The 22,777-nt window shown below is 65.1% G+C and carries 24 protein-coding genes and 1 pseudogene; 10 read left to right on the top strand and 15 right to left on the bottom strand.

Annotation, left to right across the window (positions count from 1 at the left end):
* Positions 1 to 36 precede the first annotated feature (36 nt).
* Positions 37 to 810, bottom strand: a pseudogene (locus K8M09_RS01265) (cytosine permease); the annotation flags it as partial.
* Positions 811 to 1,236: 426 nt separating this feature from the next.
* Here K8M09_RS01265 and K8M09_RS01260 point away from each other — a divergent pair.
* Positions 1,237 to 2,403, top strand: a complete 1,167-nt coding sequence (locus tag K8M09_RS01260) for a pyridoxal phosphate-dependent aminotransferase (RefSeq protein WP_160787799.1) — start codon at positions 1,237 to 1,239, stop codon at positions 2,401 to 2,403.
* On the opposite strand, the gene K8M09_RS01255 is transcribed toward K8M09_RS01260, so the two are convergent.
* Positions 2,404 to 2,937, bottom strand: coding sequence for an AAA family ATPase (locus K8M09_RS01255; RefSeq protein ID WP_160787798.1), 534 nt, complete (start codon positions 2,935 to 2,937; stop codon positions 2,404 to 2,406).
* A gap of 104 nt (positions 2,938 to 3,041) precedes the next feature.
* Between K8M09_RS01255 and galE the strand changes: the two genes are divergently transcribed.
* The gene (gene galE / locus K8M09_RS01250) at positions 3,042 to 4,034 is read left to right on the top strand and encodes a UDP-glucose 4-epimerase GalE (RefSeq protein ID WP_160787797.1); all 993 of its coding nucleotides are present in this window, start codon (positions 3,042 to 3,044) and stop codon (positions 4,032 to 4,034) included.
* Between the two features lie 23 nt (positions 4,035 to 4,057).
* On the opposite strand, the gene K8M09_RS01245 is transcribed toward galE, so the two are convergent.
* From K8M09_RS01245 to K8M09_RS01200, 10 genes are all read right to left on the bottom strand, one after another.
* A complete protein-coding gene (locus tag K8M09_RS01245; RefSeq protein ID WP_160787796.1) occupies positions 4,058 to 4,357 on the bottom strand; it encodes a chorismate mutase family protein in 300 nt (99 codons plus the stop codon).
* Between the two features lie 311 nt (positions 4,358 to 4,668).
* A complete protein-coding gene (locus tag K8M09_RS01240; RefSeq protein ID WP_160787795.1) occupies positions 4,669 to 4,914 on the bottom strand; it encodes a hypothetical protein in 246 nt (81 codons plus the stop codon).
* A gap of 47 nt (positions 4,915 to 4,961) precedes the next feature.
* Positions 4,962 to 5,207 (bottom strand): hypothetical protein, encoded by a 246-nt coding sequence (locus tag K8M09_RS01235; protein WP_160787794.1) that lies wholly within the window; start codon positions 5,205 to 5,207, stop codon positions 4,962 to 4,964.
* A 58-nt stretch (positions 5,208 to 5,265) separates the two neighbouring features.
* Complete coding sequence (locus K8M09_RS01230; protein WP_160787793.1) at positions 5,266 to 5,511, bottom strand: hypothetical protein; 246 nt, start codon at positions 5,509 to 5,511, stop codon at positions 5,266 to 5,268.
* Between the two features lie 64 nt (positions 5,512 to 5,575).
* Positions 5,576 to 5,836, bottom strand: a complete 261-nt coding sequence (locus tag K8M09_RS01225) for a hypothetical protein (protein WP_160787792.1) — start codon at positions 5,834 to 5,836, stop codon at positions 5,576 to 5,578.
* Positions 5,837 to 6,452: 616 nt separating this feature from the next.
* Entirely contained in the window at positions 6,453 to 7,622 is a 1,170-nt protein-coding gene (locus K8M09_RS01220; RefSeq protein ID WP_160787791.1) for a M20 aminoacylase family protein, read from the bottom strand.
* Positions 7,623 to 8,441: an ABC transporter permease gene (locus K8M09_RS01215; RefSeq protein ID WP_160787790.1), complete on the bottom strand. Its 819-nt coding sequence runs from the start codon at positions 8,439 to 8,441 to the stop codon at positions 7,623 to 7,625.
* A complete protein-coding gene (locus K8M09_RS01210) occupies positions 8,441 to 9,169 on the bottom strand; it encodes an ABC transporter permease (protein ID WP_160787789.1) in 729 nt (242 codons plus the stop codon). Before K8M09_RS01210 ends, K8M09_RS01215 begins: the two co-directional genes overlap by 1 nt.
* 216 nt (positions 9,170 to 9,385) lie before the next feature.
* Positions 9,386 to 10,168, bottom strand: a complete 783-nt coding sequence (locus K8M09_RS01205) for a transporter substrate-binding domain-containing protein (RefSeq protein WP_160787788.1) — start codon at positions 10,166 to 10,168, stop codon at positions 9,386 to 9,388.
* Between the two features lie 28 nt (positions 10,169 to 10,196).
* On the bottom strand, positions 10,197 to 10,970 hold the full coding sequence (locus tag K8M09_RS01200; protein ID WP_160787787.1) for an ABC transporter ATP-binding protein: 774 nt from the start codon (positions 10,968 to 10,970) through the stop codon (positions 10,197 to 10,199).
* Between the two features lie 211 nt (positions 10,971 to 11,181).
* On the opposite strand from K8M09_RS01200, the gene K8M09_RS01195 reads away from it, so the two are divergent.
* From K8M09_RS01195 to K8M09_RS01180, 4 genes are read left to right on the top strand one after another with little or no spacing between them, the layout of a single operon-like run.
* Entirely contained in the window at positions 11,182 to 12,060 is an 879-nt protein-coding gene (locus K8M09_RS01195) for a dimethylarginine dimethylaminohydrolase family protein (RefSeq protein ID WP_160787786.1), read from the top strand.
* Positions 12,061 to 12,070: 10 nt separating this feature from the next.
* Complete coding sequence (locus K8M09_RS01190) at positions 12,071 to 12,694, top strand: TetR family transcriptional regulator C-terminal domain-containing protein (protein WP_160787785.1); 624 nt, start codon at positions 12,071 to 12,073, stop codon at positions 12,692 to 12,694.
* Positions 12,695 to 12,722: 28 nt separating this feature from the next.
* On the top strand, positions 12,723 to 13,913 hold the full coding sequence (locus K8M09_RS01185; RefSeq protein ID WP_160787784.1) for a pyridoxal phosphate-dependent aminotransferase: 1,191 nt from the start codon (positions 12,723 to 12,725) through the stop codon (positions 13,911 to 13,913).
* Entirely contained in the window at positions 13,910 to 15,517 is a 1,608-nt protein-coding gene (locus K8M09_RS01180) for a 5-guanidino-2-oxopentanoate decarboxylase (RefSeq protein ID WP_160787783.1), read from the top strand. The genes K8M09_RS01185 and K8M09_RS01180 overlap by 4 nt, the downstream gene beginning before the upstream one ends.
* Positions 15,518 to 15,574: 57 nt before the next feature.
* On the opposite strand, the gene mscL is transcribed toward K8M09_RS01180, so the two are convergent.
* Positions 15,575 to 16,015: a large conductance mechanosensitive channel protein MscL gene (gene mscL / locus K8M09_RS01175; RefSeq protein ID WP_160787782.1), complete on the bottom strand. Its 441-nt coding sequence runs from the start codon at positions 16,013 to 16,015 to the stop codon at positions 15,575 to 15,577.
* A gap of 184 nt (positions 16,016 to 16,199) precedes the next feature.
* Here mscL and K8M09_RS01170 point away from each other — a divergent pair, with 184 nt between their 5' ends.
* Complete coding sequence (locus tag K8M09_RS01170; RefSeq protein ID WP_160787781.1) at positions 16,200 to 19,700, top strand: PAS domain-containing hybrid sensor histidine kinase/response regulator; 3,501 nt, start codon at positions 16,200 to 16,202, stop codon at positions 19,698 to 19,700.
* 36 nt (positions 19,701 to 19,736) lie between these two features.
* On the opposite strand, the gene K8M09_RS01165 is transcribed toward K8M09_RS01170, so the two are convergent.
* Positions 19,737 to 20,390, bottom strand: a complete 654-nt coding sequence (locus tag K8M09_RS01165; RefSeq protein WP_160787780.1) for a response regulator — start codon at positions 20,388 to 20,390, stop codon at positions 19,737 to 19,739.
* A 66-nt stretch (positions 20,391 to 20,456) separates the two neighbouring features.
* Positions 20,457 to 20,882 carry a hypothetical protein gene (locus K8M09_RS01160; protein ID WP_160787779.1) on the bottom strand — a complete coding sequence of 142 codons (426 nt, stop codon included), beginning with the start codon at positions 20,880 to 20,882 and terminating at the stop codon, positions 20,457 to 20,459.
* 39 nt (positions 20,883 to 20,921) lie between these two features.
* On the opposite strand from K8M09_RS01160, the gene K8M09_RS01155 reads away from it, so the two are divergent.
* From K8M09_RS01155 to K8M09_RS01145, 3 genes are all read left to right on the top strand, one after another.
* Positions 20,922 to 21,338: a DUF952 domain-containing protein gene (locus tag K8M09_RS01155; RefSeq protein ID WP_380735674.1), complete on the top strand. Its 417-nt coding sequence runs from the start codon at positions 20,922 to 20,924 to the stop codon at positions 21,336 to 21,338.
* Positions 21,338 to 22,423 (top strand): quinone-dependent dihydroorotate dehydrogenase, encoded by a 1,086-nt coding sequence (locus K8M09_RS01150; RefSeq protein ID WP_160787777.1) that lies wholly within the window; start codon positions 21,338 to 21,340, stop codon positions 22,421 to 22,423. Before K8M09_RS01155 ends, K8M09_RS01150 begins: the two co-directional genes overlap by 1 nt.
* A 137-nt stretch (positions 22,424 to 22,560) precedes the next feature.
* Positions 22,561 to 22,764, top strand: a complete 204-nt coding sequence (locus K8M09_RS01145; RefSeq protein ID WP_160787776.1) for a DUF2934 domain-containing protein — start codon at positions 22,561 to 22,563, stop codon at positions 22,762 to 22,764.
* Positions 22,765 to 22,777: the final 13 nt, after the last annotated feature.

Below are 22,777 nucleotides of genomic sequence, written 5' to 3'. Positions count from 1 at the left end.
GGAAACGCCGGGTCAGTTCTCAGTGGCAATCAACAAGTAGCGCGAGAAGTCACAGAAATTGAGGTAGAGCGCCGAGAAATAGGTCACCCAGATGGCCGCCACCGCGCCAAGGGCGGCAAGCGAACCGGGAACGCCGGGCACGCCCGCGTCCTTGGTCTTTTCCAGCAGCACATCCATCGGGATCGTGTGGCTGAGGGAGAAGCCGCCGGCCTTGATGACGAGGTAGACGGCCAGAAGCAGCATCATGACCCAGACGGCGGGGCCGGCCCAGTCCTGGAACCTGCGCACCGTTTCCATGCCGTTCTGGATGATGAGCAGTTGCAGGCCCCAGACGACCACGTAGCAGATCAGTTCCAGCGTCGAGTGACCGAGCATGTGGCTCGACTGGTGGAATTGCAGCAGGCTTTCGTTGCGGATGAGCAGCGCGACGATGGCGCCGGAGGCTGCCGCCGTCTGCGCGCCGTACCAGAAGCAGGCGACGATGGCGCGCACGATGGCGGGGAAGTTGGCCCCCCAGATACCGAAGGAGGCGCGGGCGAGAACCGGGAAAGGCACGCCGGTGCGCACCCCGGCGACACCGACCATATGCATCAGGAAGAAGATGATGAACGAGCCGACACCGATGGCGAGGAGGAAGTTCGTGAAGCTGCCGCAGAAGAGGAACAGGCTGGCGGCGAGATAGTAGCCCCACAGGCTGTGCACGTCCGATGTCCAGACGTTGAAGATGGAGAAGGCCCCCCAATTACGCTCCGTCGCGGGCGCCAGGTCCTCGTTGTATAGTTGTGGTGATGCACCGGGCGGTATCGTCATCGCGTTCTCCTCCTGAGACGTTTGAACCCGGAGTAGAAAGACTGCCAAGCGGCCCGACCTGTCAATCCGGCAGGAATTTCATGCACAAGCCACAACCTGGCGACGTATTTCTGGCCTCAACGCGAATTGTTAACAAAATCTGCCAGTTAGTACACAATCCTGCCTGCCGTATTTTACCGTCTGTTTTCAAAGCGAATAAGACTTTCAATTTTTCGAGCATAAACCTTCGTGCCAAACCGGGGTAATTCCTGCCCTGAAAGGACGCAATCAGGCTGCGCGCCTCGTCAATGCCTGAGCCTCTCCCATCACCGAATTCGATGCATCCGTCAGCGAAAGTCGCGTGAAGGATCGCGGAAAACCGGGTAGACCTTTGCCGCTTCGCCCATGCAGGCGGAACGGGATCGCGGTTTGCCGGAGTGAACATCCATGAACATCGTCGAAAGCCTCAGCCCCCGCGCGCGCCGGGCGCCGGAAAGCGGGATCGTTGAAGTCGTCAACTATGCGCGCGGGCGTGAGGGGCTGATCCCGCTATGGGTGGGTGAAGGCGACCTGCCGACACCGGATTTCATTGCGCGGGCGGCCTCCGATGCGCTTCTGCGCGGCGAGACCTTCTATACGTGGCAGCGCGGCATACCGGAGTTGCGCTCGGCGCTTTCGCGCTACTATGCGCGCCGCTTCGGGGTAAAGCTGCCGGACGAACATTTCTATGTGGTCGGCTCGGGCATGCAGGCGATCAAGCTTGCCATCGAGGCGCTGGTCTCGCCGGGCGACGACATGGTGTATCTGACGCCGGCCTGGCCGAATTTCGCCGCGGCGGCCGAGCTTTCCGGCGCCAACCCGATCGCCGTCCAGCTCGATTTTACCGGCGGGCGCTGGCAGCTCGATCTTGATCGCGTCGAGGCGGCGATCACGCCGCAGACGCGCGTGCTCTTCGTCAACACGCCGTCGAACCCGACCGGCTGGACCGCGACGCGCGAAGACCTCGCAAACCTTCTCGCCATCGCCCGCCGCCACGATCTCTGGATCATGGCCGACGAGATCTATGCGCTCTACCACTATGCCATCGGTCGCGCGCCCTCCTTCCTCGATGTGATGGAAGAGGGCGACCGGATCGTCTTCGTCAATTCCTTCTCGAAGAACTGGTCCATGACGGGCTGGCGTGTCGGCTGGATCGTCGCGCCGCCGGAAATCGGGCAGGTGCTGGAAAACCTTATCCAGTATTCCACCTCCGGCGTGCCGCAGTTCCTGCAGCAGGGCGCGATCGCGGCGCTCGACGAGGGCTATGCCTTCGTGCAGGCGAATATCGACAAGGCGGCACGCAATCGCGACGTCTTCTGCGACGCGCTGATCGCCACCAACCGGGTGGAGACGCTGAAGCCCGATGGCGCGCTCTACGCCTTCCTGAAGATCGACGGCGTGACGGATTCGCGCCTTGCCGCGCTCGATATCGTCGACCGCACCAATGTCGGCCTTGCGCCCGGCACGGCCTTCGGCCCGGGCGGTGAACTCTTCATGCGTGCCTGCTTCCTCCGGGACCCCGCGCATGTCGCGGAGGCGGCCGACCGGCTTGCCCGCTATATCGCCGCACGCTGATCAGCCCGCCAGCCGGGCGAGCACGAAATCGGCGCGCTCGCCCACCGGCGCTTTCGGCAGGATGACCACCTCATAGCCCAAGGCGGGATAGGTCTTCTCGAGGCGCTCGTACTCGCCGAGCGCCGCATCGAAGCCGTGCCGGCGCTCTGGGTCTCCGGCATAAATCTCCGGCCAGGGCGGCGTGAGGAAGACCTGCTTGTTATAGCGATGTTCCGCGGCAAGCCCCGCCAGGATCGGATCTCCGCCGGCGGCCTCCAGCGCCGAGGCGGCATCGATGAGGCCCCGGTCGAAGAAGACGAGGCCGGGGTGATCGCACATCCGCTCGCGGTCGGCACGCGCCATCGCAACCGCGCGGCGGGCGAAGGCGGCGAGGTCGCGCCATGGCAGGGCGCTGCCGCCCGATGCCAGTTCCTCCTGCACGATACGGCGTCCGGGCTCCTCCACGACCGCATGGCCACGGCGACGCAATTCTTCGAGCAGCGTCGACTTGCCACCGCCGGAGCAACCGGAAAGCACGATGAAACGGTCGGACATGGTCTTGCCTTTCATGGATTGAACGATATCGGGTGCGATTGCGGTTGCGCCCCGTCGGCATGCGGGCTGATATGCCTTTCGATTTGCACGATTCGGAGAATGACATGGCGGTTCTGGTTACGGGTGGCGCGGGCTATATCGGCAGCCATATGGTGTGGGCGCTCGTCGATGCCGGCGAGGAAGTCGTCGTGCTCGACCGGCTTTCCACCGGCTTCCGCTGGGCCGTGGCGCCGGAGGCGCGCTTCTATGAGGGCGACATCGCCGATACGGCGCTGCTGGCGACGATTTTCTCCGAGAACGCGATCGACGCGATCATCCATTTCGCCGGCTCGATCGTCGTGCCGGAATCGGTTGCCGATCCCCTCTCCTACTACGAGAACAACACGGTCAAGTCACGGGCGCTGATCGCGGCGGCCGTGGCGGCGAAAGTGCCCCATTTCGTCTTCTCCTCGACCGCCGCCGTCTACGGCACGCCGGACGGTATCGAGCCGGTGCTGGAAACCGCAGCGCTCCGGCCGGAATCGCCCTACGGCTCCTCCAAGCTGATGACCGAGATCATGCTGCGCGACACGGCCGCCGCGCACGACTTCACCTATACGGCGCTGCGCTATTTCAACGTGGCGGGCGCCGACCCGCGCGGCCGCACCGGCCAGTCCACCAAAGGCGCGACGCATCTCATCAAGGTCGCCTGCGAGGCCGCGCTCGGCAAGCGCGGCGGCATGGATGTCTACGGCACCGACTATCCGACGCCCGACGGCACCTGTGTCCGCGACTACATCCATGTCAGCGACCTTGCCAATGCGCATCTGAAGGCGCTGCAGCGCATGCGGGCGGGCGGCGGCTCCATCGTCGCCAATTGCGGCTATGGCCGCGGCTTCTCGGTTCTGGAGGTGCTGGAACAGGTGAAGGCCGTTTCGGGCGTGGCGTTCCCGGTGCATTTCGCCGGCCGCCGGCCGGGCGATGCGGTGCTTATCGTCGCCAATCCCTCGGTGGCGATGCAGGAGCTGGGCTGGACGCCGCAGCATGCCGACCTCGCCTTCATCGTGCGCACCGCGCTCGACTGGGAGGATCATCTGGGCAAGCGCAACCAGCGTTAGGATCGAACGCCTTGCGGCGAGGCTCAGGCCTCGCCGAGCTGCGCCTTTTCATAGGCGATGGCGCGCTGGATGAGTTGCGCCCAGATTTCTTCGTAGAACGCGCCGTCGAGACCGAGCGCCTCGGCATTGCGGTGGGCATTGTCCCGCACCTGCCGGACGCGCTCCGGCACGTCGGCGGGGATGCCGAGGCCCGCCTTGATTTCCGCCGCGCGGCCAATGAAGCTCCAGCGCTCGGCAAAGAGCGCCATCAGCGCGCTGTCCACCCGGTCGATATTCTCCCGGATATCCATCATCGTGGTGCACTCTGCCGCAGTCTTCGCCATTCCGGTCTCCTTCATGGGCACCCGGATAGCAGAGGATCGTTTTGGGGGAAAGGCGTTCAGGTGTCGCAAGGAGCGGGACCGTGTTCGAGGCCACATGCAGGCCCGGGGGTTGGGCAAAAGGAGGGTGCGGTCCTGTCTTTCGCCTGCGGGCCTGCATGCTGGCCGAGGAGAACCCTAGGCACACAAGCTGGCGCGAGGCTGGAACCCGTTACGTAGCGTTAAGAGACGTTGCTGAGGCGTTGCATTCACAACGGGTGAAGCTCCCGGCGGGGCCGCCGGGAGCTTCGAAAATCACCTGATCGCGCCGTGGATCAGTTGGCGTTGGCAGCCGGAACCATCGGGCGATAATCGCCGCGATCGCTGTTCTTGTATTCGACGGTCGTGTCGCGAACGGCAACGCGCTCACCGGTGCTGTGCGTGCGGACCGTGTCGATGCTCTGCGACTGGGCCGACGGTGCGCCGCCGACATAGTAGTCACCGCCAGCGAAGGCTGCGGAGGCGCCGAAGGCGGAAGCTGCAACGAGAGCGGCGGCGACGGTGTTGGTGAGGGTCTTCATAGTCGTATTCCTTGATTCAAAGTCCGGGATGACGCTGTGGGCGCCGATCAGTTGTTGATACCGGCCGGGCGATAGTCCCCGCGGTCATAGGGCTGCTGCACGGCAGCGCCTTCGCCCTTGACGGCGTGCTTGGCGCCGATGCTGTTCGTCTGCGAACGGTCGATGCTCTGGTTCTGAGCCGGAGCCGGTGCGCCGCCGACATAATAGTCACCGCCGGCGAAGGCTGCGGAGGCGCCGAAGGCGGAGGCTGCAACGAGAGCGGCGGCGACGGTGTTGGTGAAAGTCTTGGTCATTGTCGTATTCCTTGATGTAATCTTGCGTTCAATCTTGGGAGGATGCTGCTGACGGCGATCAGTTGTTGATGCCGGCCGGACGGTAGTCGCCGCGGTCATAGGGCTGCTGCACGGCAGCGCCTTCGCCCTTGACGACGTGCTTGGCGCCGATGCTGTTCGTCTGCGAACGGTCGATGCTCTGGTTCTGAGCCGGAGCCGGTGCGCCGCCGACATAGTAGTCACCGCCAGCGAAAGCTGCGGAAGCGCCGAAGGCGGAGGCTGCGACGAGAGCGGCGGCGACGGTGTTGGTGAAGGTCTTGGTCATTGTCGTATTCCTTGGTTCAATCTTGCGGTTCAAGTCTTGGGAGGTCGATTGCTGCTGACGGCGATCAGTTGTTGACGCCGGCCGGACGATAGTCGCCGCGGTCGTAAGGCTGCTGGACGTCGGCGCCCTGGTGACGAATGACGACGTGCTTGTTGCCGATGCTGTTCGTCTGGAAGCGGTCGAGGTGCTGGCTCTGGGACTGGGTCGGCACGGCGTCCGGGGAACCGCCGACATAGTAGTCGCCACCGGCGAAGGCTGCGGAAGCGCCGAAGGCGGAGGCTGCAACGAGTGCGGCGGCGAAAGTCTTGGTGAGGGTCTTGGTCATTGTCGTAATCCTTCTTAGATAGGTCAGTGGAAGCGGCGGTGTGGTCTTGCTCGATCACCGGGGCGGGCCATTTTCGGGGCGCTCACAGCTCTCTTTGCTTCAACAGTTCCGACATCGTCTTTCCCTTGGTTGTCTTTCCGAAAGTGGGTGTGCCGCTTTCGTGAATTAAAGATGGTCCCTCAATTTGTGGGACGCAAGGGTCTGATTTTGGAAACAACCGTCAACGTTTTTCGAACAGTGAAAACCACCGTTTCCGACCACAACCGAATCTGCGGAAAAGCAAGCAATCCGTCTGGATGGACGGTTTACCTGGCCTGACTATCAATTATTTATCCGATTGATAAAAAACGATAATTTTTGAACCCGGCAAAAGCCAAGGCCAGAACGCACGCAAAAAATGCAGCGCTGGCGCGCATCGTTAACAAATGCGGCGGTAAAACCCGAAACGGCGATTTCAAGAGTTTCACGAATGTGTGACGGTCAAAAAAACGGCCCCGGAAGACCATCCGGGGCCGATTGAATTGTGACCGAAATGTGACAAATCACAGGTGCCGGAGGCCCGCAAAGGCATCGGCGAATCCCTCGCGGGCCTCGCGACAGCCTCCTTGAGGGCGACTCAGGCCGCCCGCAGATAATGTTCCGCCAGTTCGGTCCAGAAGGCGGCCCCGACCGGCAGCAGGTCGTCGTTGAAATTGTAGCCGGGATGGTGAAGCGACTTGTCGTTCTCGCCGCTGCGGCCGCCGAGGAAGAAATAGGTGCCCGGCCGCGCCTTCAGCATATAGGCGAAATCCTCGCTGCCCATGAAGGGGCGCTTGAGGTCCACGACCTTGCCGGCGCCGGCGAAGCGGACGGCAAGGTCGCGCACCAGATCCGTCTCGGCCTTGTGATTGACGGTCGCGTCGTAGAAGCGCTGGTAGTTCACCGTCGCGCTCATGCCGTAGCTTTCGGCCTGCCGCTCGGCGATCAGGCGGATGCGGCGCTCCAGCTCGTCGCGCACAGCGGGATCGAAGGAGCGGATGCCGACGACGATCTCCGCGCGGCTCGGGATGATGTTGCTGGCCGAACCGGCATGGAACGAGCCGACCGTCACCACCGTCGGGTCGAGCGGATGGATGTTGCGCGAGACGATGGTCTGAAGCGCCATGACGATGGATGCGCCGCAGACAATGGGATCCGCCGTCTCCTGCGGCTCCGCGCCGTGGCCGCCGACACCGTTGACCGTGATGCGCGCCTCGTCCACCGCCGCCATGATCGGGCCGTCGCGCAGGGCGAACTGGCCGAAGGGCAGGTTCGGCTCGTTATGGAGCGCGAAAACGGCGTCGCAGGGGAATTTGTCGAACAGCCCCTCCTCCACCATGATCTTCGCCCCGCCGAAATTCTCCTCGGCCGGCTGGAAGATCAGATGCACCGTGCCGTCGAAATTGCGCCGCTCGGCAATCGCCTTCGCCGCGCCCAGCAACATGGCCGTGTGCCCGTCATGGCCGCAGGCATGCATCTTGCCGGGCGTCTTGCTGGCATAGGCAAGGCCCGTCTCCTCGAAGATAGGCAGCGCGTCGATATCGGCGCGGATGCCGATGGACTTGCGGCTCGTGCCGTTGGTCAGCGTTGCGACAAGGCCGGTCTTCGCAAGGCCGCGCGTCACCTTGTAGCCGTAGCCTTCCAGATGCCGGGCAATGACATCGGAGGTGCGCACCTCCTCCAGGCCGAGTTCTGGGTGCTCGTGCAGGTCCCGGCGGATCGCCACCATTTCAGGCATGGAATTGAGGAGGGTCGTATGAATTGTCATCTATGCACCACGGGTCGGAATCTTGCTTTCGAAATAGCGGAAGGCGACCACCAGGATGGCGGTCAGGCAAAGGTAGATGAGCGCCAGCAGCAGCAGCGGCTCGTAGGTAATGTAGGTTTCCTGCCGCACCTTGGAGATGACGGCATAGACGTCGATGACGGTGATCGTCGCGACCAGCGGCGTCGACTTGAGCTGCAGCACCGTCTCGCCGTTCAGCGTCGGCAGGGCGCGATGCACGGCGCGCGGCAGCCAGATGCGGCGGAAGGCCGTGAACGGGCTCATGCCATAGGCACGGGCGGCTTCCAGCTCGCCCCGCGGCACGCCGGCGAAGGCCCCGCGCATCACCTCGCCTTCATAGGCGGCGAAGGAAAGCGTCAGCGCCGCGACGCCATAGGGCCAGGCCTCACGCAGATAGGGCCAGAGGAAGGAATTGCGGATGCCCGGGAATTGCGGGAACAGCGAACCGAGGCCGTAATAGAGCAGCCAGAGCTGCAGAAGCAGCGGCGTGCCGCGAATGACGGTGCAGAACCCCTTCGCCAGCGCCTTCAACGGCCACGGTCCCGTCACCTGCACGAGGCCGATGGGTACGGCGAGCAGGAAGCCGAGAAACGCGGTGCTGAACAGCATCAGCAGCGTCACCCCGACACCGTGGGCGAGCTTGCCGGAATATTTCGGCACCCAGTCCCAGCGCATGAACCAGACGATGCAGAAGACGAGGATGGCGGCAATCGCCATCAGCACGATGCGGTGCGGCTTGAAGAAGCTCTGCTTTGAGGGCAGCTCGGTGAGCGCCATGGCGGAGACGGTTTGTTCGCTCATCAGGCCGGCCTCACCATGCCGCGCCGGTAATGGCGCTCGATGAAGCCGATCAGCACGTTGGAAACCAGCGTGATCATCAGGTAGAGCGCGCCCGCCGCGCAGAAGAAGAGAAGATAGGCCTTGGTGCTGCCCGCCGCCTGCCGCGTAACCAGCGTCAGTTCGCTGAAGCCGACCACGGCCAGCAGCGCCGTATCCTTGGTGGCGATCAGCCAGAGATTGGAAAGGCCGGGAATGGCATGCGGCAGCATGGCCGGCAGGGTGACGCGGCGCATGATCTGCACCGGCGACATGCCATAGGCCCGCGCCGCCTCGATCTCGCCCGCCGGCACCGCCTTGATCGCCCCGCGCAGCACCTCCGTCGAATAGGCGCCCTGCACGACGCCGATGACGAAGATGCCCGCCGCAAGGCCGCTGATATCGACCGCCCCCCAGCCGAGGGCAGCGGAAATCTGGTTCAGCACATCCGTGCCGGCATAATAAAGAATGAGGATCAGCACGAGTTCGGGCACCGCGCGCACGAGCGTCGTGTAGACTTCCAGCAGATCCTTGGTGACCGGGCCGCCATAGAGCTTGCCCATGGCCCCGCCGGTGCCGAGGATCAGGCCCAGCCCGTAGCCGCCGATGGCGATCTGGATGGAATTCCACAGTCCCGCCAGGAGAACCCCGCCCCAGCCGGGCGGTTCGAGGGCAAGCAGGCTCCAGTTGATCAGCGATCCGGCATCGGCCATGGGGTCTTCTGTTCCTTCAGGTCAATCTCGCGGCGTTTCTTCTTCGGGGAGAGGCTTGCCCCTCATCCGGCCTGCCGGCCACCTTCTCCCCGCAAGCGGGGAGAAGGAGATATGCCGCGCCGTTCTCCCCAGCCAATGACTATGCGTGGGGCACGTCCCCTCTCCCCGTTTGCGGGGAGAGGGCTAGGGTGAGGGGCAAAGGCCCGGCAGACGAAATCAACCGCCGTAGATGTCGAAATCGAAGTACTTCTTCGAGAACTCTTCGTATTTGCCGTTCTCGCGGATCGCCTTGATCGCGGCGTTGATCTTGTCCTTCAGCTCCGTCTCACCCTTGCGCAGGCCGACGCCGACGCCGAGGCCGAGGACTTCCGGATCGTCTTTCACCATGCCCTTCATGTCGCAGCAGGCGCTGCCCTGCTCGGTCTTGAGGAATTCCAGCATGGCGACGGAGTCGGCCTGCACCGCATCGATGCGGCCGGCGGCGAGGTCGTTGTTGGCCTCGTCCTGCGTCTGGTATTCCTTGACCGTCACGCCGGCCGGGGCGAAGTACTTGTTGGCATAGACCTGATGGATGGTCGCCACCTGCACGCCCAGCGTCTTGCCGGCGAGGCCTTCCGGCGTCGGCTCGAATTTCTGGTCCTTCGGGCCGATGATGCCCGGCAGCGAATTATAATACTTGTCGGAGAAATCGATGGTCTGCTGGCGCTCCGGCGTGATCGACATGGAACCGATGATCATGTCGATCTTGCTGGTGGTCAGCGCCGGAATGATGCCGTCCCAGGCGACGGGCGTCACGACGCAGTCGAGCTTGGCTTCGGCACAGATCGCCTTCATGAAGTCCACCTCCCAGCCTTCCCAGTTGCCCGAGGCGTCCGGCGAGGTGAAGGGCGGGTAGGGTTCGGCGGCAAAGCCGACGCGAACCTGCTGGGCAGCCGCGCCGGAAATGGCCGCAAGGCCGATGGCGGCGGCAAGGGCGATGGTCTTCAAGGCACTCTTCATGATCTTCCCTCTGCTGGTCTTATGATTTTCAGTGGATGGAGCTGATGAACTTCTTGAGGCGTTCCGATTTCGGCGCGCCGAAAATCTCGTCGGGCGGTCCCTGTTCCTCGATGACGCCGCCGGCCAGGAACACGACATGGCTCGCCACGTTGCGGGCGAACTTCATTTCGTGGGTGACGAGGATCATCGTGCGCTTCTCCTTGGCAAGGTCGCCGATGACGGAGAGCACCTCGCCCACCAGTTCCGGGTCGAGCGCGGAGGTGGGTTCGTCGAAGAGCATGACATGGGGCTGGATGGCGAGCGCCCGGGCAATGGCCGCGCGCTGCTGCTGGCCGCCCGAGAGGAACGCCGGATAGGCATCGCGCTTCTCGTAGAGGCCGACGCGGCGCAGAAGCGTCTCGGCCCGGTCGACGGCCTCGTCCTTCTTTACGCCCAGCACATGGACGGGCGCCTCGATGACGTTTTCGAGAATGGTCATATGCTGCCAGAGATTGAAGCTCTGGAACACCATGCCGAGGCGGGAGCGGATGCGCTGAACCTGCCTGCGATCCGAAGGCATCAGGCCGCCATGGCCGTCCTTCTTCATGGCGATGGTCTCACCGTGGATCGTCACCGTGCCGGCGCTCGGCAGCTCCAGCATGTTGATACAGCGAAGGAAGGTGGACTTGCCGGAACCCGAACCGCCGATGATGGCGATGACGTCGCCCTCATGCGCGGTGAGCGATACGCCCTTGAGAACCTCCAGCGGCCCGAAGCGCTTGTGCAGGTCCGTGACCGCGATTGCCTCGGCGCGTTCCGTCATCGTGGAGCGGTCTCCAGCGCACGGAAAATCGATGCATGACTCATGCCAAATTCCCTGTTTTCCAGCGTTCCCGCGGGCATCTTCGGCCCGTCGTTTCCTCTTGTTGAAACCATCGTGGCACTTGTTAAGAAATTGTTCAAGCGTATAATAGCTGCATCGCTGACTTTTCCGGCAGCGCCCGTCCACGATCCATTTTCTTGAGGAGCATTGAATGACCGCCTACGGTTCGCAGGAAATGTCGGCCCCCCTGAAGCGCGTCCTGATGCGCCGCCCAGGCAGCAGCCTTGCGGCGGCCGATCCCGCCAAGTGGCATTATGGCCCGACCTTCGACGGCGCCCGCGCGGTCCACCAGTACAAGGCCTTCGCCGAACTGGTCGAAAAATCCGGCACCGAGATCATCTGGCTGGAGGATGACGGCGACGGGCTTGCCGACGCCATGTTCACCCACGACCCGTCGCTGATGTCGGACCACGGCGCGATCCTGCTGCGCATGGGCAAGCCGCTGCGCGTCGCGGAGACGGCGCTGCACGAGAAGGCCTATGCCGAGCGGCAGATCCCCATCCTCGGCCGCATCACGGGCGAAGGCACGGTCGAGGGCGGCGACTGCATCTGGCTTGACGCGAAGACGCTGGTCATCGGCCGCGGCGTGCGCACCAACCAGGAAGGCATCGACCAGATCACGCAGATCCTCGCGCCGCATGGCGTCACGGTTCTCGCCTATGACCTGCCGCTCTGGCACGGCGAGGAAGCCTGCCTTCACCTGATGAGCGTGATGAGCCCGCTTGCCGACGATCTCGCGCTCGTCTTCGCCCCGCTGCTACCGGCCGCCTTCTACCAGATGCTGAAGAAGCGCGGCATACGCCTGATCGAGGCTCCGGCCGACGAATTCCACGCCAGCAACGGCCTGTCGCTCAACGTGCTGCCGACCCGTCCGCACGAGGTCATCATGGTGGAAGGCTTCCCGGCGACCAAGGCGGCCATGGAAGCCGCCGGCTGCAAGGTGGAGACCTTCGAGGCCGACGCGCTCTGCATCGCCTGCGAGGGCGGCCCGACCTGCCTGACGCGGCCGGTGCTGCGCCGGGCGGCGTAGAGGAGGCATCATGGCCCGCCGGACCTTCCATCGCGCTCCCGAAGCCGAACGCCGCCACGATCTGATCGAGGCGACGCTCGACTGCATCGCGGAATATGGCCTCGAAGGCGCGACGGTCCGGCAGATCGCCATCAAGGCGGGCGTCACGGCGGGCCTCATCCGGCATTATTTCCAGTCGAAGGAGCATATCCTTCAGGAAGCCTACCGCATCGTCATCGCAAGGCTTACCGAAAAGGCCGAGCGGGTTGCGGGCGATCCGCAGACGCGGCTGCGCGACTTCATCGTCATCAACCTGACGGAACCGGTCGCCAACAGCCGCAGCCTCTCGCTCTGGGCCTCGTTCATCAGCCGCGTCAGCGTCGACCCCGAGCTTGCCGCCATCCACCGCGAAGGCTATCTCGGTTTCCGCAACGCGCTGGAGGGCCTGCTGGCGGACTTCCTCGCCGAGCACGGCGCGGATGCCTCGCCGGAGCGCTGCCGCCGGCTTGCCATCGCCATCAACGGCCTGCTCGACGGCCTGTGGCTGGAAGGCTGCCTTGCCGGCGAACTCTTCGGTGACAGCGAACTCGTCGAGATCGCGCTCACCACCATCGAAACGCTCCTCGGACTGCCCCTGAAGCCCGCCGGGGACTAGACGACTGCATATTCATACGGAGGACGGCATGCGCTACGCATCCATCACAGACCGGCTTCAAAATCTCGGCTCGGAGAAATGGGCCGTCCATGCCGCCGCCCGGCGCATGAAGACGGAAGGCAAGCCCGTCATCGAACTGACCATCGGCGAGCCGGACGTGCCGCCGGACCCGGCGCTGCTGGCCGAGGCCACGCGCGCCATGCATGCCGGCCGCTACCGCTATTCCAACGGCCGGGGCGAGCCGGCCGTCGTCGCCGCGCTGGTGCGCAAGTACCAGAAGCGCCGCAGCGACGTGACGGCCGAAAACGTGCTCTGCTTCCCCGGCACCCAGACCGCGCTCTTCTCCGTCATGCTCGGCCTTGTCGAGGCGGGCGACGCCGTGCTCGTCGGCGATCCGCTCTATGCGACCTATGAGGGCGTCATCCGCGCAACCGGCGCGGAGCAGGTCGCCGTGCCGCTGCGCCCGGAAAACGGCTTCCACATGAAGGCCGCCGACCTCGAGGCCGCCATTACGCCGCAATGCCGCGTGCTGCTGCTCAACACGCCGCACAACCCCACCGGCGCGGTGCTCACCGCAGAGGAAATCGCCGAGATCGGCGCGGTCTGCCGCAAGCACGATCTCTGGATCGTCTGCGACGAGGTCTACGAACAGCTCGTCTTCGGCGCGACCTTCGCCTCGCCCTTCGACAATGCGGACCTTGCCGAGCGCACCATCGTCGTCTCCTCCATCTCGAAATCCCACGCCGCGCCGGGCTTCCGCAGCGGCTGGGCGATCGGCCCGGCGGAATTCTGCGCACGCCTGCTGTCGGTCTCCGAAACCATGCTTTTCGGCGTCCAGCCCTTCATCGCCGACATGACGGCCTATGCGCTCGACAACCCGATTGCGACCGCCGCCACCATGCGCCAGAGCTACAAGGCGCGCGCCGCACGCTTTGCCGACGCCCTCTCCCGCGCGCCGGGCCTCGTGCCGCTGCCGCCGGAAGCCGGCATGTTCATCGTCGTCGACGTGTCCGATACCGGCATGAGCGGCGAGGACTTCGCCTGGGCGCTCCTGAACGAGGAACTCGTCGCCGTCATGCCCGGCTCGTCCTTCGGCGAGGGAGCGGCCGGCTTCATCCGCCTCAGCCTCACCGTGCCCGATGCCCATATCGACGAGGCCTGCCGGCGCATCGCCGCGCTCGCCGCCCGCGCCACCATGCCGAAGGAGCGCCGCGCATGACCATGAAGACCGTAGGCGAAGTCCTCGTCGATCTGCTGGAGGCCAATGGCGTCGAGGTCGTGTTCGGCATTCCGGGCGTGCACACGGTCGAGCTTTACCGGGGCCTTGCCGCCTCGAAGATCCGCCACATCACGCCGCGCCACGAACAGGGCGCCGGCTTCATGGCGGACGGCTATGCGCGCGTTTCCGGCAAGCCGGGCGTCGCGCTCGTCATCACCGGCCCGGGCCTCACCAACACGATCACGGCGATGGCGCAGGCGCGGCAGGATTCCGTGCCGATGCTGGTGATATCAGGCGTCAACCGGCGCGATTCGCTCGGCCACGGCCGAGGCATGCTGCATGAGCTGCCGGATCAGCAGGGCATGATGAAGACGCTGGCGCTCTATTCGCACACGCTTCTGAACCCCGCCGACCTGCCGCAGGTGGTCGAACGCGCCTTCGCCGTGCTGCTTTCCGGCCGCCCCGGCCCGGTCCATATCGAAATCCCGACCGACGTGATGGCGACACCCATCGAGACCGGCACGTTCCCGGCCGCCGTCGCCACGCGCCCGCGCGCCGATGCGGAAACCCTCCAGCGCGCCGCCATCCTCTGCACCAATGCCTCCCGCCCCGTCATCCTTGCCGGCGGCGGCGCGGTGACGGCGGAAGAGGAAATCCGCGACCTTGCCGAGCGCATCGGTGCGCCGGTCGTCACCACCGTCAATGCCCGCGGCATGCTCGCCGGCCATCCGCTGCGCGTGCCCGCCAGCCCCAGCCTCAAGGCCGTGCGCCGGCTTCTTGCCGATGCCGACCTCGTCATCGCCTTCGGCACGGAATTCGGCCCGACGGACTACGACATCAATGTCGACGGCGGCTTTCCCCGGCTGAAATCGCTGATCCGCGTGGATATCGACGCCGCGCAGCTCGCCCGCACGCCGCAGACGGGTCTTTCCATCTTCTCCAGCGCCAAGACGGCCGCCGCCGGCATGCTCGGCTTCCTCGAAGGCCACAAGGCGATCGGCAACGGCGCACCGCGCGCCGAAGCGGCGCGCAAGGGCGCATGGGGTGAGCTGACGGCGAAGATGCAGGCGGAAGTCGGCGTCATCGATGCGATCTGGCGCACCCTGCCCAAGGCGATCATCGTCGGCGACTCGACGCAGGCCGTCTATGCCGGCAACTACTATTGCGACGCGCCGCGCGCGCGAAGCTGGTTCAATGCCGCCACCGGCTACGGCGCGCTCGGCTTCGCCCCGCCCGCCGCCGTCGGCGCGGCGCTCGCCGAACCCGATGCGCCCATCGTCTGCCTCGTCGGCGACGGCGGCCTGCAGTTCTCGCTGTCGGAAATCGGCTCGGCGGTGGATGCCGATGCCCGCGTGATCTTCCTCGTCTGGAACAATGACGGCTACCAGGAGATCGAGAACTACATGGTAGATGCCGGCATCACGCCCGAGGGCGTCAAGCCCTCCGCCCCCGATTTCATCGCCATCGGCACCGCCTATGGCGTGCCTTCCGAACGCCTCGCGGACGTGAAGGACCTGCCGGCGGCGCTGGAGCGGGCGGGAGAGCGCCGCGGCCCGAGCCTCGTCGAAATCCACCAGACGAAGACGGCCGGCGCGACGGCATGATGCATAGCAAAAGGCCCGGTTTCCCGGGCCTTTTCATTGAAAGCGATGCCGCAAATCTCAGACCGCCGGGCGGCTCTTGAGCAGGTCGCGGATTTCCGTGAGGAGCTGCACGTCTTCCGCCGGCGGCGCCGGCGCGGCGGCGGCCTCGGCCTTTTCCTTCTCCAGCGACAGGCGCATGCGGTTCACGCCCTTGACCATCAGGAAGATGATCCAGGCGAGGATGAGGAAGTTGATGAGGGCGGTGATGAAGCTGCCATAGGCGAAGACGGCGCCCTGTTCGCGGGCGGCGGCAAGCGAGCTGGCCGTCACATTGCCCGACAGCGCGATGAAATAGTTGGAAAAATCGAAGCCACCGCCGGTCAGGGCGCCGATGATGGGCATGACGAGGTCGTTGACGACGGATTCGACGATCCTGTTGAAGGCTGCACCGATGATGACGCCGACGGCAAGGTCCATGACATTGCCGCGGGCGATAAACGCCTTGAACTCGTTGAGCATATGGGTCTCCTGTTGCTGCGACGCAAAAGCAAACTAGTGCAGTTTGCGTGCCCGGGAAACTGCGATCCATCAATATTTAATCGTTTCCACGACAGGCGCCAGCCTCAGACCTTCGGCGCAATTTCCTTCGCCCCCGCTTTGGCCTATTCTCTTGCCCGAAGGCCGAAGGATTGCGGGAGGATGCATGCCGGGCTCGCTGATATTCGCCCTGGCGCTCGCCTATCTGCTGCTGCTCTTCGCGGTCGCAAGCTACGGCGACCGCAAGGCGCGGCGCTCCGGCCACACGTCGAAGGGCCGGCCGCTCGTCTACGCGCTGAGCCTTGCCATCTACTGCACCTCCTGGACCTATTTCGGCGGCGTCGGCCTTGCCACCACCCACGGGCTGGAATTCATCGGCATCTATATCGGCCCGATCCTGATGTTCACGCTCGGCATGCCGCTCATCCGCCGCATCGTGACGCTGGCGAAATCCGAACGCCTCACCTCCATCGCCGACTTCGTCGCCGCCCGCTATGGCAAGAATCCGGGCATCGCCGCCGTCGTCGCGCTCATTTCGCTGATCGGCTATATTCCCTATATCGCGCTACAACTGAAAGCCGTCTCCAGCTCCGTCGCCGCCATGGTGGACACCACCGGCTTCGGCATCGCCGCCTCAGGCGGCCTCGTCGACCTGCCGCTGGTCGTGACGCTGTTCCTCGCCTGTTTCGCCACGGTCTTCGGCACGCGCCACACGGATGCGACCGAGCACCAGGACGGCCTGATCCTCGCCATCTCGATGGAATCGCTGGTCAAGCTGGTCGCCATCGCCTCGGTCGGCCTCTATGTCGTCTTCTTCATGTTCGACGGTCCGGGCGATCTCTGGCGGCGCGCGGCGGAGAACGAGCGCGTCATGCAGTCGCTGAGCTACGAGACGCCGGTCGCGCGCTGGATCCTGCTCATCGTGCTCTCCGCCTTCGCCATCGTCATGCTGCCGCGCCAGTTCCACGTCACGGTCGTGGAGAACCGCACGGCCGGCGAGCTGCGCACGGCGGGCTTCCTCTTCCCGCTCTATCTCATCGCCATCAACCTTTTCGTGCTGCCCGTCGCCATCGGCGGCGTGATGACCTTCAACGGCCAGGGCGACGGCGACCTCTACGTGCTGACCCTGCCCTTCGCGCTCGACCAGCCGGTCCTCACGCTCGTCGCCTTCATCGGTGGGTTCTCGGCCGCCACCGCCATGGTCATCGTCGCCTCGGTAGCGCTGTCCATCATGGTGTCGAACGATATCGTCATCCCGGTCGTGCTCAGGCGAAACCTCATCGGCGGCGTCGAGCAGCAGGAGGATCTGTCGCGCATGCTGCTGCGCATCCGGCGGCTCGCGATCTTCTTCGTGCTGCTGCTCGGCTATGCCTATTATCGCGCCGCGACCGCCAATGCGGGCCTCGCCTCCATGGGCCTGCTCGCCTTCGCGGCGGCCGCGCAGGTCGCGCCCGCCCTGCTCGGCGGCCTCTTCTGGCGCAGCGCCAATGCGCGCGGCGCGATGGCCGGCATGATTTCCGGCCTCGTCGTCTGGGCCTATCTGCTCTTCCTGCCGAGCATCGGCGTGGCGGACAACGCCTTCGTCGCCGAAACCGTGCTCGGCTTCCTCTTCCCCGGCTCCACCATCTTCACCGGCGAAACGGCCGATCCGCTGGTCAACGCGACGCTCATCGCCATGATGGTCAATGTCGGCGCCTATGTGATCGGCTCGCTCACCCGCAACCCGACCTCGCTGGAGCGCCTGCAGGCCGGCACCTTCATCCGTTCCCGGCCGCGCCTCGAGCGGGCCTTCCGCGGCCGGCGCACCAAGGTGACCGTCAAGGACCTCAAGTCCACCATCGCCAAATATCTCGGCGAGGAGCGCATGCAGCGCTCCTTCCACACCTATGAGCGGCAGGCAGGCCGCTGGCTGGAGGACAATGCACCGGCCGACGCCGCCATCGTGCATTTCTCCGAACAGCTCCTCGGCAGCGCCATCGGCTCCTCCTCCGCCCGCCTCGTGCTTTCCCTCGTGCTCCAGCGCATCGACGACACGCCGACGGATACGGACTGGCTGCTCGACCAGGCCAGCGAAGCCCTGCAATACAATCAGGACATGCTGCAGACCGCGCTCGGCCAGATGGACCAGGGCATCGCCGTCTTCGACAGCGAGGGCAACCTCACCGTCTGGAACCGCCGCTTCCGCCAGCTTCTCGACCTGCCGGAATATGTCGGCCAGGTCGGTTTTCCACTGGCCGATATCGTGGATATCCTCGTCGAGCGCGGCGACATACGGGAAGAGGATCGCGCCACGGCCGTCACCCGTACCATGACCTATGACGAACCTTTCGCGCTGGTGCTTTCCGGCGGCGAGCGCATCGTCGAAATCCGCACCAACGCCATGCCGGAAAAGGGCTTCGTCTCCACCTATACGGACATTACCGACCGAGTCGCCTCCGACCGCGCCCTCAAGCAGGTGAACGAGACGCTGGAACAGCGCGTCGCCGAACGCACCGTGGAACTGACCCGCGTCAATACCGAGCTTGCCGAGGCGCGCGCGGCCGCCGAAGAGGCCAATATCGGCAAGACGCGCTTCTTCGCCGCCGCCGGCCACGATATCCTCCAGCCGCTCAATGCCGCACGGCTCTATTCCTCCTCACTGGTCGAGCGGCTGGGCGAAACGGAGAACCGCGAGATGATCCACAATATCGATTCCTCGCTGGAATCGGTGGAAGCCATCCTCGGCGCGGTGCTGGATATCTCCCGTCTCGATACGGGCGCGATGAAGCCGCGCGTGCAGACCGTGCCGCTGAAGGACCTCCTGAAGCGCATCGAGACCGATTTTGCGCCGATGGCACGGGCGAAGAACCTGAAATTCACCGTGCTCCCCTCCTCGCTCGCCATCCGCACCGACCCGAACCTCCTGCGCCGCGTCGTGCAGAACCTCGTGTCGAACGCAATCAAATATACGAATTCCGGCAGGGTGCTGGTGGGGGTGCGCCGCCGGGGCGGGCAAGCGACCATAGAGGTGCTCGATTCCGGCATCGGCATCCCCGCCTCGAAATTCCGTACCGTCTTCAAGGAATTCGCCCGGCTCGACGAGGGCGCGCGCACCGCGCCCGGCCTCGGGCTCGGCCTTTCCATCGTCGACCGCATCTCGCGCGTTCTCTCCCATCCCGTCGAGCTGCAATCGACGCCGGGGCGCGGCACCAGCTTCAAGGTGCGCGTGCCGGTCGATATCGCCGCCAGCCGCCACGTCGCCGACAAGCCCGCCGTGGTGCCGGCCAGCGACGAGCCGCTGAAGGGCTTGCGGGTGCTCTGCATCGACAACGAGCCGAAGATTCTCGACGGCATGCGGCTGCTGCTATCCGGCTGGGGCTGCACGGTGACGCTCGCGGAATCGGTCGCCGCCGTCGAGGCACTGGTCTTAGCCGATCCCCCCGCCATCGACGCCGTCATCGCCGACTACCACCTCGACGACGGCACCGGCATTTCCGCCATCGGCAAACTCCGCGCCGCCCTCGGCCGCGAGGTCCCCGCCCTCCTCGTCACCGCCGACCGCACACCGGATGTGCGCGCCGAGGCGGAGCGGGACAATATCCTCGTGCAGAACAAGCCTGTGCGCCCCGCCTCGATGCGGGCATGGCTGACGCAGTTTTCAGCGTTGCAGCGGGAAGCGGCGGAATAGGGTTCCGTTCTGATTGTCGTCGCGGGCTACGCGCGCTTACGCCGCCGCCTGCGCCGCGCCGATCTTGCCGAGCTGGATGACCGCCTGGGTGCGGCTGTCGACATTGAGCTTGAGGAGGATCGCCGAGACATGGGCCTTGATGGTCGCCTCGGAGACGCCGAGTTCGTAGGCGATCTGCTTGTTCAGCAGGCCCTCGGCCAGCATGGCGAGCACGCGCGATTGCTGCGGGGTGAGCGTGCGCAGCCGGGCGATGAGGTCCGCCACTTCGCTGTCCTGCTCCGGCCCGCGCACATAACCGCCGGGCGTATAGATATTGCCCTCCAGCACCGAGCCGATGCCCTCGCGGATATCCTCGATGGAAGCAGATTTGGAGATGAAGCCGGAGGCGCCGAGGTCGAGCGCGCGGCGGATGGTGGCCGGGTCGTCGCTGGCCGAGACGATGACGACGGGAAGGCTCTGGAATTCGGCACGCAGCGAGATCAGGCCGGAAAGGCCGCTGACACCCGGCATGGCGAGGTCGAGCAGCAGGAGATCGGCATTGGGATGATCCGTGGCGGCCTTGCGCGCCGCCTCGAAATCGCCCGCCTCGACGATATCGGGATTGCCCGCCATTCCGGTCAGCGCCTGTTTCAGCGCACCGCGAAAGAGCGGGTGATCATCCGCGATGATGATGGTGAGTGCCGATGCCATGCGCTCCCTCCCAAGAGTAGACCCCGTGACGGACGCAGCACGGCCCGGCCGGCGCAGGAAAGCCCGTCAGGTCTTCTGCGGCGCCGTTTTCCCGGGGACGGCTTCCTCCTCGCCGTCCTCGAGGTTCTTCACGATGCCCATGAACCTTTGCATCATCTTTTCCATGATGCTCAGCGTCCGGTCAATCTCTTCATCCGACGGTAGAGAGGGTTTTGCGTCCGTCAGGCCGGTTGCACCGCCCTTTTCGAGCGCCTCGACGCGCTTGGTGAGAAGATCCAGCTCCTTCTCGAAGGCCGCGCGCTCGTCCGCCGCCATGCGGCAGACGATCTGCCCGTCCTGCTCGCGGCACAGCGAAACCTCGCCCGAGGCGGTGTCGAGCCGGATGAAGCCGGTCTCCGTCTTCTCCATGCGGTAGCGCCCCTCGCCCTCGGCATGGGCGGAACCTGCGAGCAGCGCGGCGGCGAAGGTCAGGGGCAGAACAGAGATTCGCATGCAAAATCCTCCAAGAGCCGGTTTCCGGGCCTGTCGCCGGTGGACATTCGCCGTTCTTTGCGGCAAGCGCTACCGATAGACGCGGCAGCCGATGGAGAAACGGGCGAGATGGCCAAAACAATCTACAAGATCGTTCCGGCAAGTCTGTGGCAAAATGCGAAGGACGCCGGGATTTTCAAGGGTGCGGCCATCGATCTTGCAGACGGCTACATCCATTTTTCCACCGCGGCCCAGGCGAAGGAGACCGCCGCCCGCCATTTCGCCGGCCAGAGCGACCTTCTTCTCGTCGCCGTTGACGGCGATGCGCTCGGCGAAAAGCTTCTCTTCGAGCCCTCGCGCGGCGGCGATCTCTTCCCGCATCTTTATGCCGACCTGCCGCTTTCCGCCGTGCTTTGGGAAAAGCCCCTGCCGCTCGGCGTCGACGGCGCCCACCAGTTTCCGGAGATGTCCCTCTGATGTCGTTTCTTTCGAGCCTTGGCCGCAAGGGCCTCTTCCTCTTCGATCCGGAAACCGCCCACGGCCTTTCCATCGCCGCGCTGAAGGCCGGCGTCGTGCCCGCCTGCCCGGCCAAGGCCGATCCGCGCCTTGCCCAGACGGTCGCCGGCATCGCCTTTCCCAATCCGCTCGGCATGGCCGCCGGCTACGACAAGAATGCCGAGGTGCCTGAAGCGCTGCTGCGCCTCGGCTTCGGCTTCACGGAGATCGGCACCGTCACCCCGCGCCCGCAGGACGGCAATCCCAAGCCGCGCATCTTCCGCCTGACGGAAGACGATGCCGTCATCAACCGCCTCGGCTTCAACAATGCCGGCCATGCGGCTGCGCTGGAGCGCCTGAGGGCCTGCCGGCGCGATGCGCTGATCGGCGTCAATATCGGCGCCAACAAGGACAGTGAGGATCGCATCGCCGACTATGTGGCGGGCATCCGCACCTTCTACGATGTCGCGCGCTACTTCACCGCCAATATCTCCTCGCCCAACACGCCGGGCCTGCGCGACCTGCAGGCCAAGGAAAGCCTGCACGCGCTGCTCACCGCCGTGCTCGCCGCCCGCACCGAGGAACAGGCCCGCAGCGGCCGGCCGGTGCCCGTCTTCCTGAAGATCGCGCCCGATCTCACCGAAGAGGGCCTCGACGATATCGCCGAAGTGGCCCTCGCACATCCGCTCGACGGCCTCATCGTCTCCAACACGACGCTTTCGCGCGAGGGCCTGCGCGACACCCGCCATGCTGGTGAAGCGGGCGGCCTCTCCGGCAAGCCGCTCTTCGAAAAATCGACCGCCGTGCTTGCCAAGATGCGCCGGCGCGTCGGCGACGACCTGCCGATCATCGGCGTCGGCGGCGTTTCCTCGGCGGAGACGGCGGCGGAGAAAATCCGCGCCGGGGCCAACCTCGTGCAGCTCTATTCCTGCATGGTCTATGCCGGCCCGACGCTGCCGGGCGAGATCGTCAACGGCCTCTCGCGGCTTTGCGATCGCGAGCAGATCCCCTCGATTTCCGCGCTGCGCGGCACCCGCACCGCCCATTGGGCGGACCGGACCCTCTGAGCGCCACACGGGAACCAAACGCGCCCGCCAGGGTTACCCCCTTGCGGGTGGAGTGCTCGGCAGAAGCCGATTCGCATCGACGGTAGCCTGCACCGATCCCGCCCGAACGGCCGAAAAGGCCAGGAAGGGACGATACGATGGACGATCGCAACGAGAAAATCCGCAAAAGGGCCCACGAAATCTGGGAAGAGGAAGGCCGTCCGGAAGGCCGCGAATATTCGCACTGGCTGCGCGCGAGGGCCGAAATCGACGCGGAGGATGGTGAAAGGCCGGAGCGGCCGGAGACAGGCCCACTCGATCTTCTCGGTCTCAGGCCTCTGCGTCGCGCCCAGCCGGCCTGACTTGCATCGGCCG

The sequence above is a fragment of the Shinella zoogloeoides genome, from assembly GCF_020883495.1.
GTDB classification, from domain to species: Bacteria; Pseudomonadota; Alphaproteobacteria; order Rhizobiales; family Rhizobiaceae; genus Shinella; species Shinella zoogloeoides.
The sequence above is the reverse complement of the archived record's forward strand: the minus strand, read 5'-3'. Positions and strand labels throughout refer to the sequence as shown.

Coding starts and splice junctions, on each gene's coding strand:
- K8M09_RS01260 (WP_160787799.1), top strand. CDS start 1,237: ATGAACATCGTCGAAAGCCTCAGCCCCCGCGCGCGCCGGGCGCCGGAA.
- K8M09_RS01255 (WP_160787798.1), bottom strand. CDS start 2,937: ATGTCCGACCGTTTCATCGTGCTTTCCGGTTGCTCCGGCGGTGGCAAG.
- galE (WP_160787797.1), top strand. CDS start 3,042: ATGGCGGTTCTGGTTACGGGTGGCGCGGGCTATATCGGCAGCCATATG.
- K8M09_RS01245 (WP_160787796.1), bottom strand. CDS start 4,357: ATGGCGAAGACTGCGGCAGAGTGCACCACGATGATGGATATCCGGGAG.
- K8M09_RS01240 (WP_160787795.1), bottom strand. CDS start 4,914: ATGAAGACCCTCACCAACACCGTCGCCGCCGCTCTCGTTGCAGCTTCC.
- K8M09_RS01235 (WP_160787794.1), bottom strand. CDS start 5,207: ATGACCAAGACTTTCACCAACACCGTCGCCGCCGCTCTCGTTGCAGCC.
- K8M09_RS01230 (WP_160787793.1), bottom strand. CDS start 5,511: ATGACCAAGACCTTCACCAACACCGTCGCCGCCGCTCTCGTCGCAGCC.
- K8M09_RS01225 (WP_160787792.1), bottom strand. CDS start 5,836: ATGACCAAGACCCTCACCAAGACTTTCGCCGCCGCACTCGTTGCAGCC.
- K8M09_RS01220 (WP_160787791.1), bottom strand. CDS start 7,622: ATGACAATTCATACGACCCTCCTCAATTCCATGCCTGAAATGGTGGCG.
- K8M09_RS01215 (WP_160787790.1), bottom strand. CDS start 8,441: ATGAGCGAACAAACCGTCTCCGCCATGGCGCTCACCGAGCTGCCCTCA.
- K8M09_RS01210 (WP_160787789.1), bottom strand. CDS start 9,169: ATGGCCGATGCCGGATCGCTGATCAACTGGAGCCTGCTTGCCCTCGAA.
- K8M09_RS01205 (WP_160787788.1), bottom strand. CDS start 10,168: ATGAAGAGTGCCTTGAAGACCATCGCCCTTGCCGCCGCCATCGGCCTT.
- K8M09_RS01200 (WP_160787787.1), bottom strand. CDS start 10,970: ATGACGGAACGCGCCGAGGCAATCGCGGTCACGGACCTGCACAAGCGC.
- K8M09_RS01195 (WP_160787786.1), top strand. CDS start 11,182: ATGACCGCCTACGGTTCGCAGGAAATGTCGGCCCCCCTGAAGCGCGTC.
- K8M09_RS01190 (WP_160787785.1), top strand. CDS start 12,071: ATGGCCCGCCGGACCTTCCATCGCGCTCCCGAAGCCGAACGCCGCCAC.
- K8M09_RS01185 (WP_160787784.1), top strand. CDS start 12,723: ATGCGCTACGCATCCATCACAGACCGGCTTCAAAATCTCGGCTCGGAG.
- K8M09_RS01180 (WP_160787783.1), top strand. CDS start 13,910: ATGACCATGAAGACCGTAGGCGAAGTCCTCGTCGATCTGCTGGAGGCC.
- mscL (WP_160787782.1), bottom strand. CDS start 16,015: ATGCTCAACGAGTTCAAGGCGTTTATCGCCCGCGGCAATGTCATGGAC.
- K8M09_RS01170 (WP_160787781.1), top strand. CDS start 16,200: ATGCCGGGCTCGCTGATATTCGCCCTGGCGCTCGCCTATCTGCTGCTG.
- K8M09_RS01165 (WP_160787780.1), bottom strand. CDS start 20,390: ATGGCATCGGCACTCACCATCATCATCGCGGATGATCACCCGCTCTTT.
- K8M09_RS01160 (WP_160787779.1), bottom strand. CDS start 20,882: ATGCGAATCTCTGTTCTGCCCCTGACCTTCGCCGCCGCGCTGCTCGCA.
- K8M09_RS01150 (WP_160787777.1), top strand. CDS start 21,338: ATGTCGTTTCTTTCGAGCCTTGGCCGCAAGGGCCTCTTCCTCTTCGAT.
- K8M09_RS01145 (WP_160787776.1), top strand. CDS start 22,561: ATGGACGATCGCAACGAGAAAATCCGCAAAAGGGCCCACGAAATCTGG.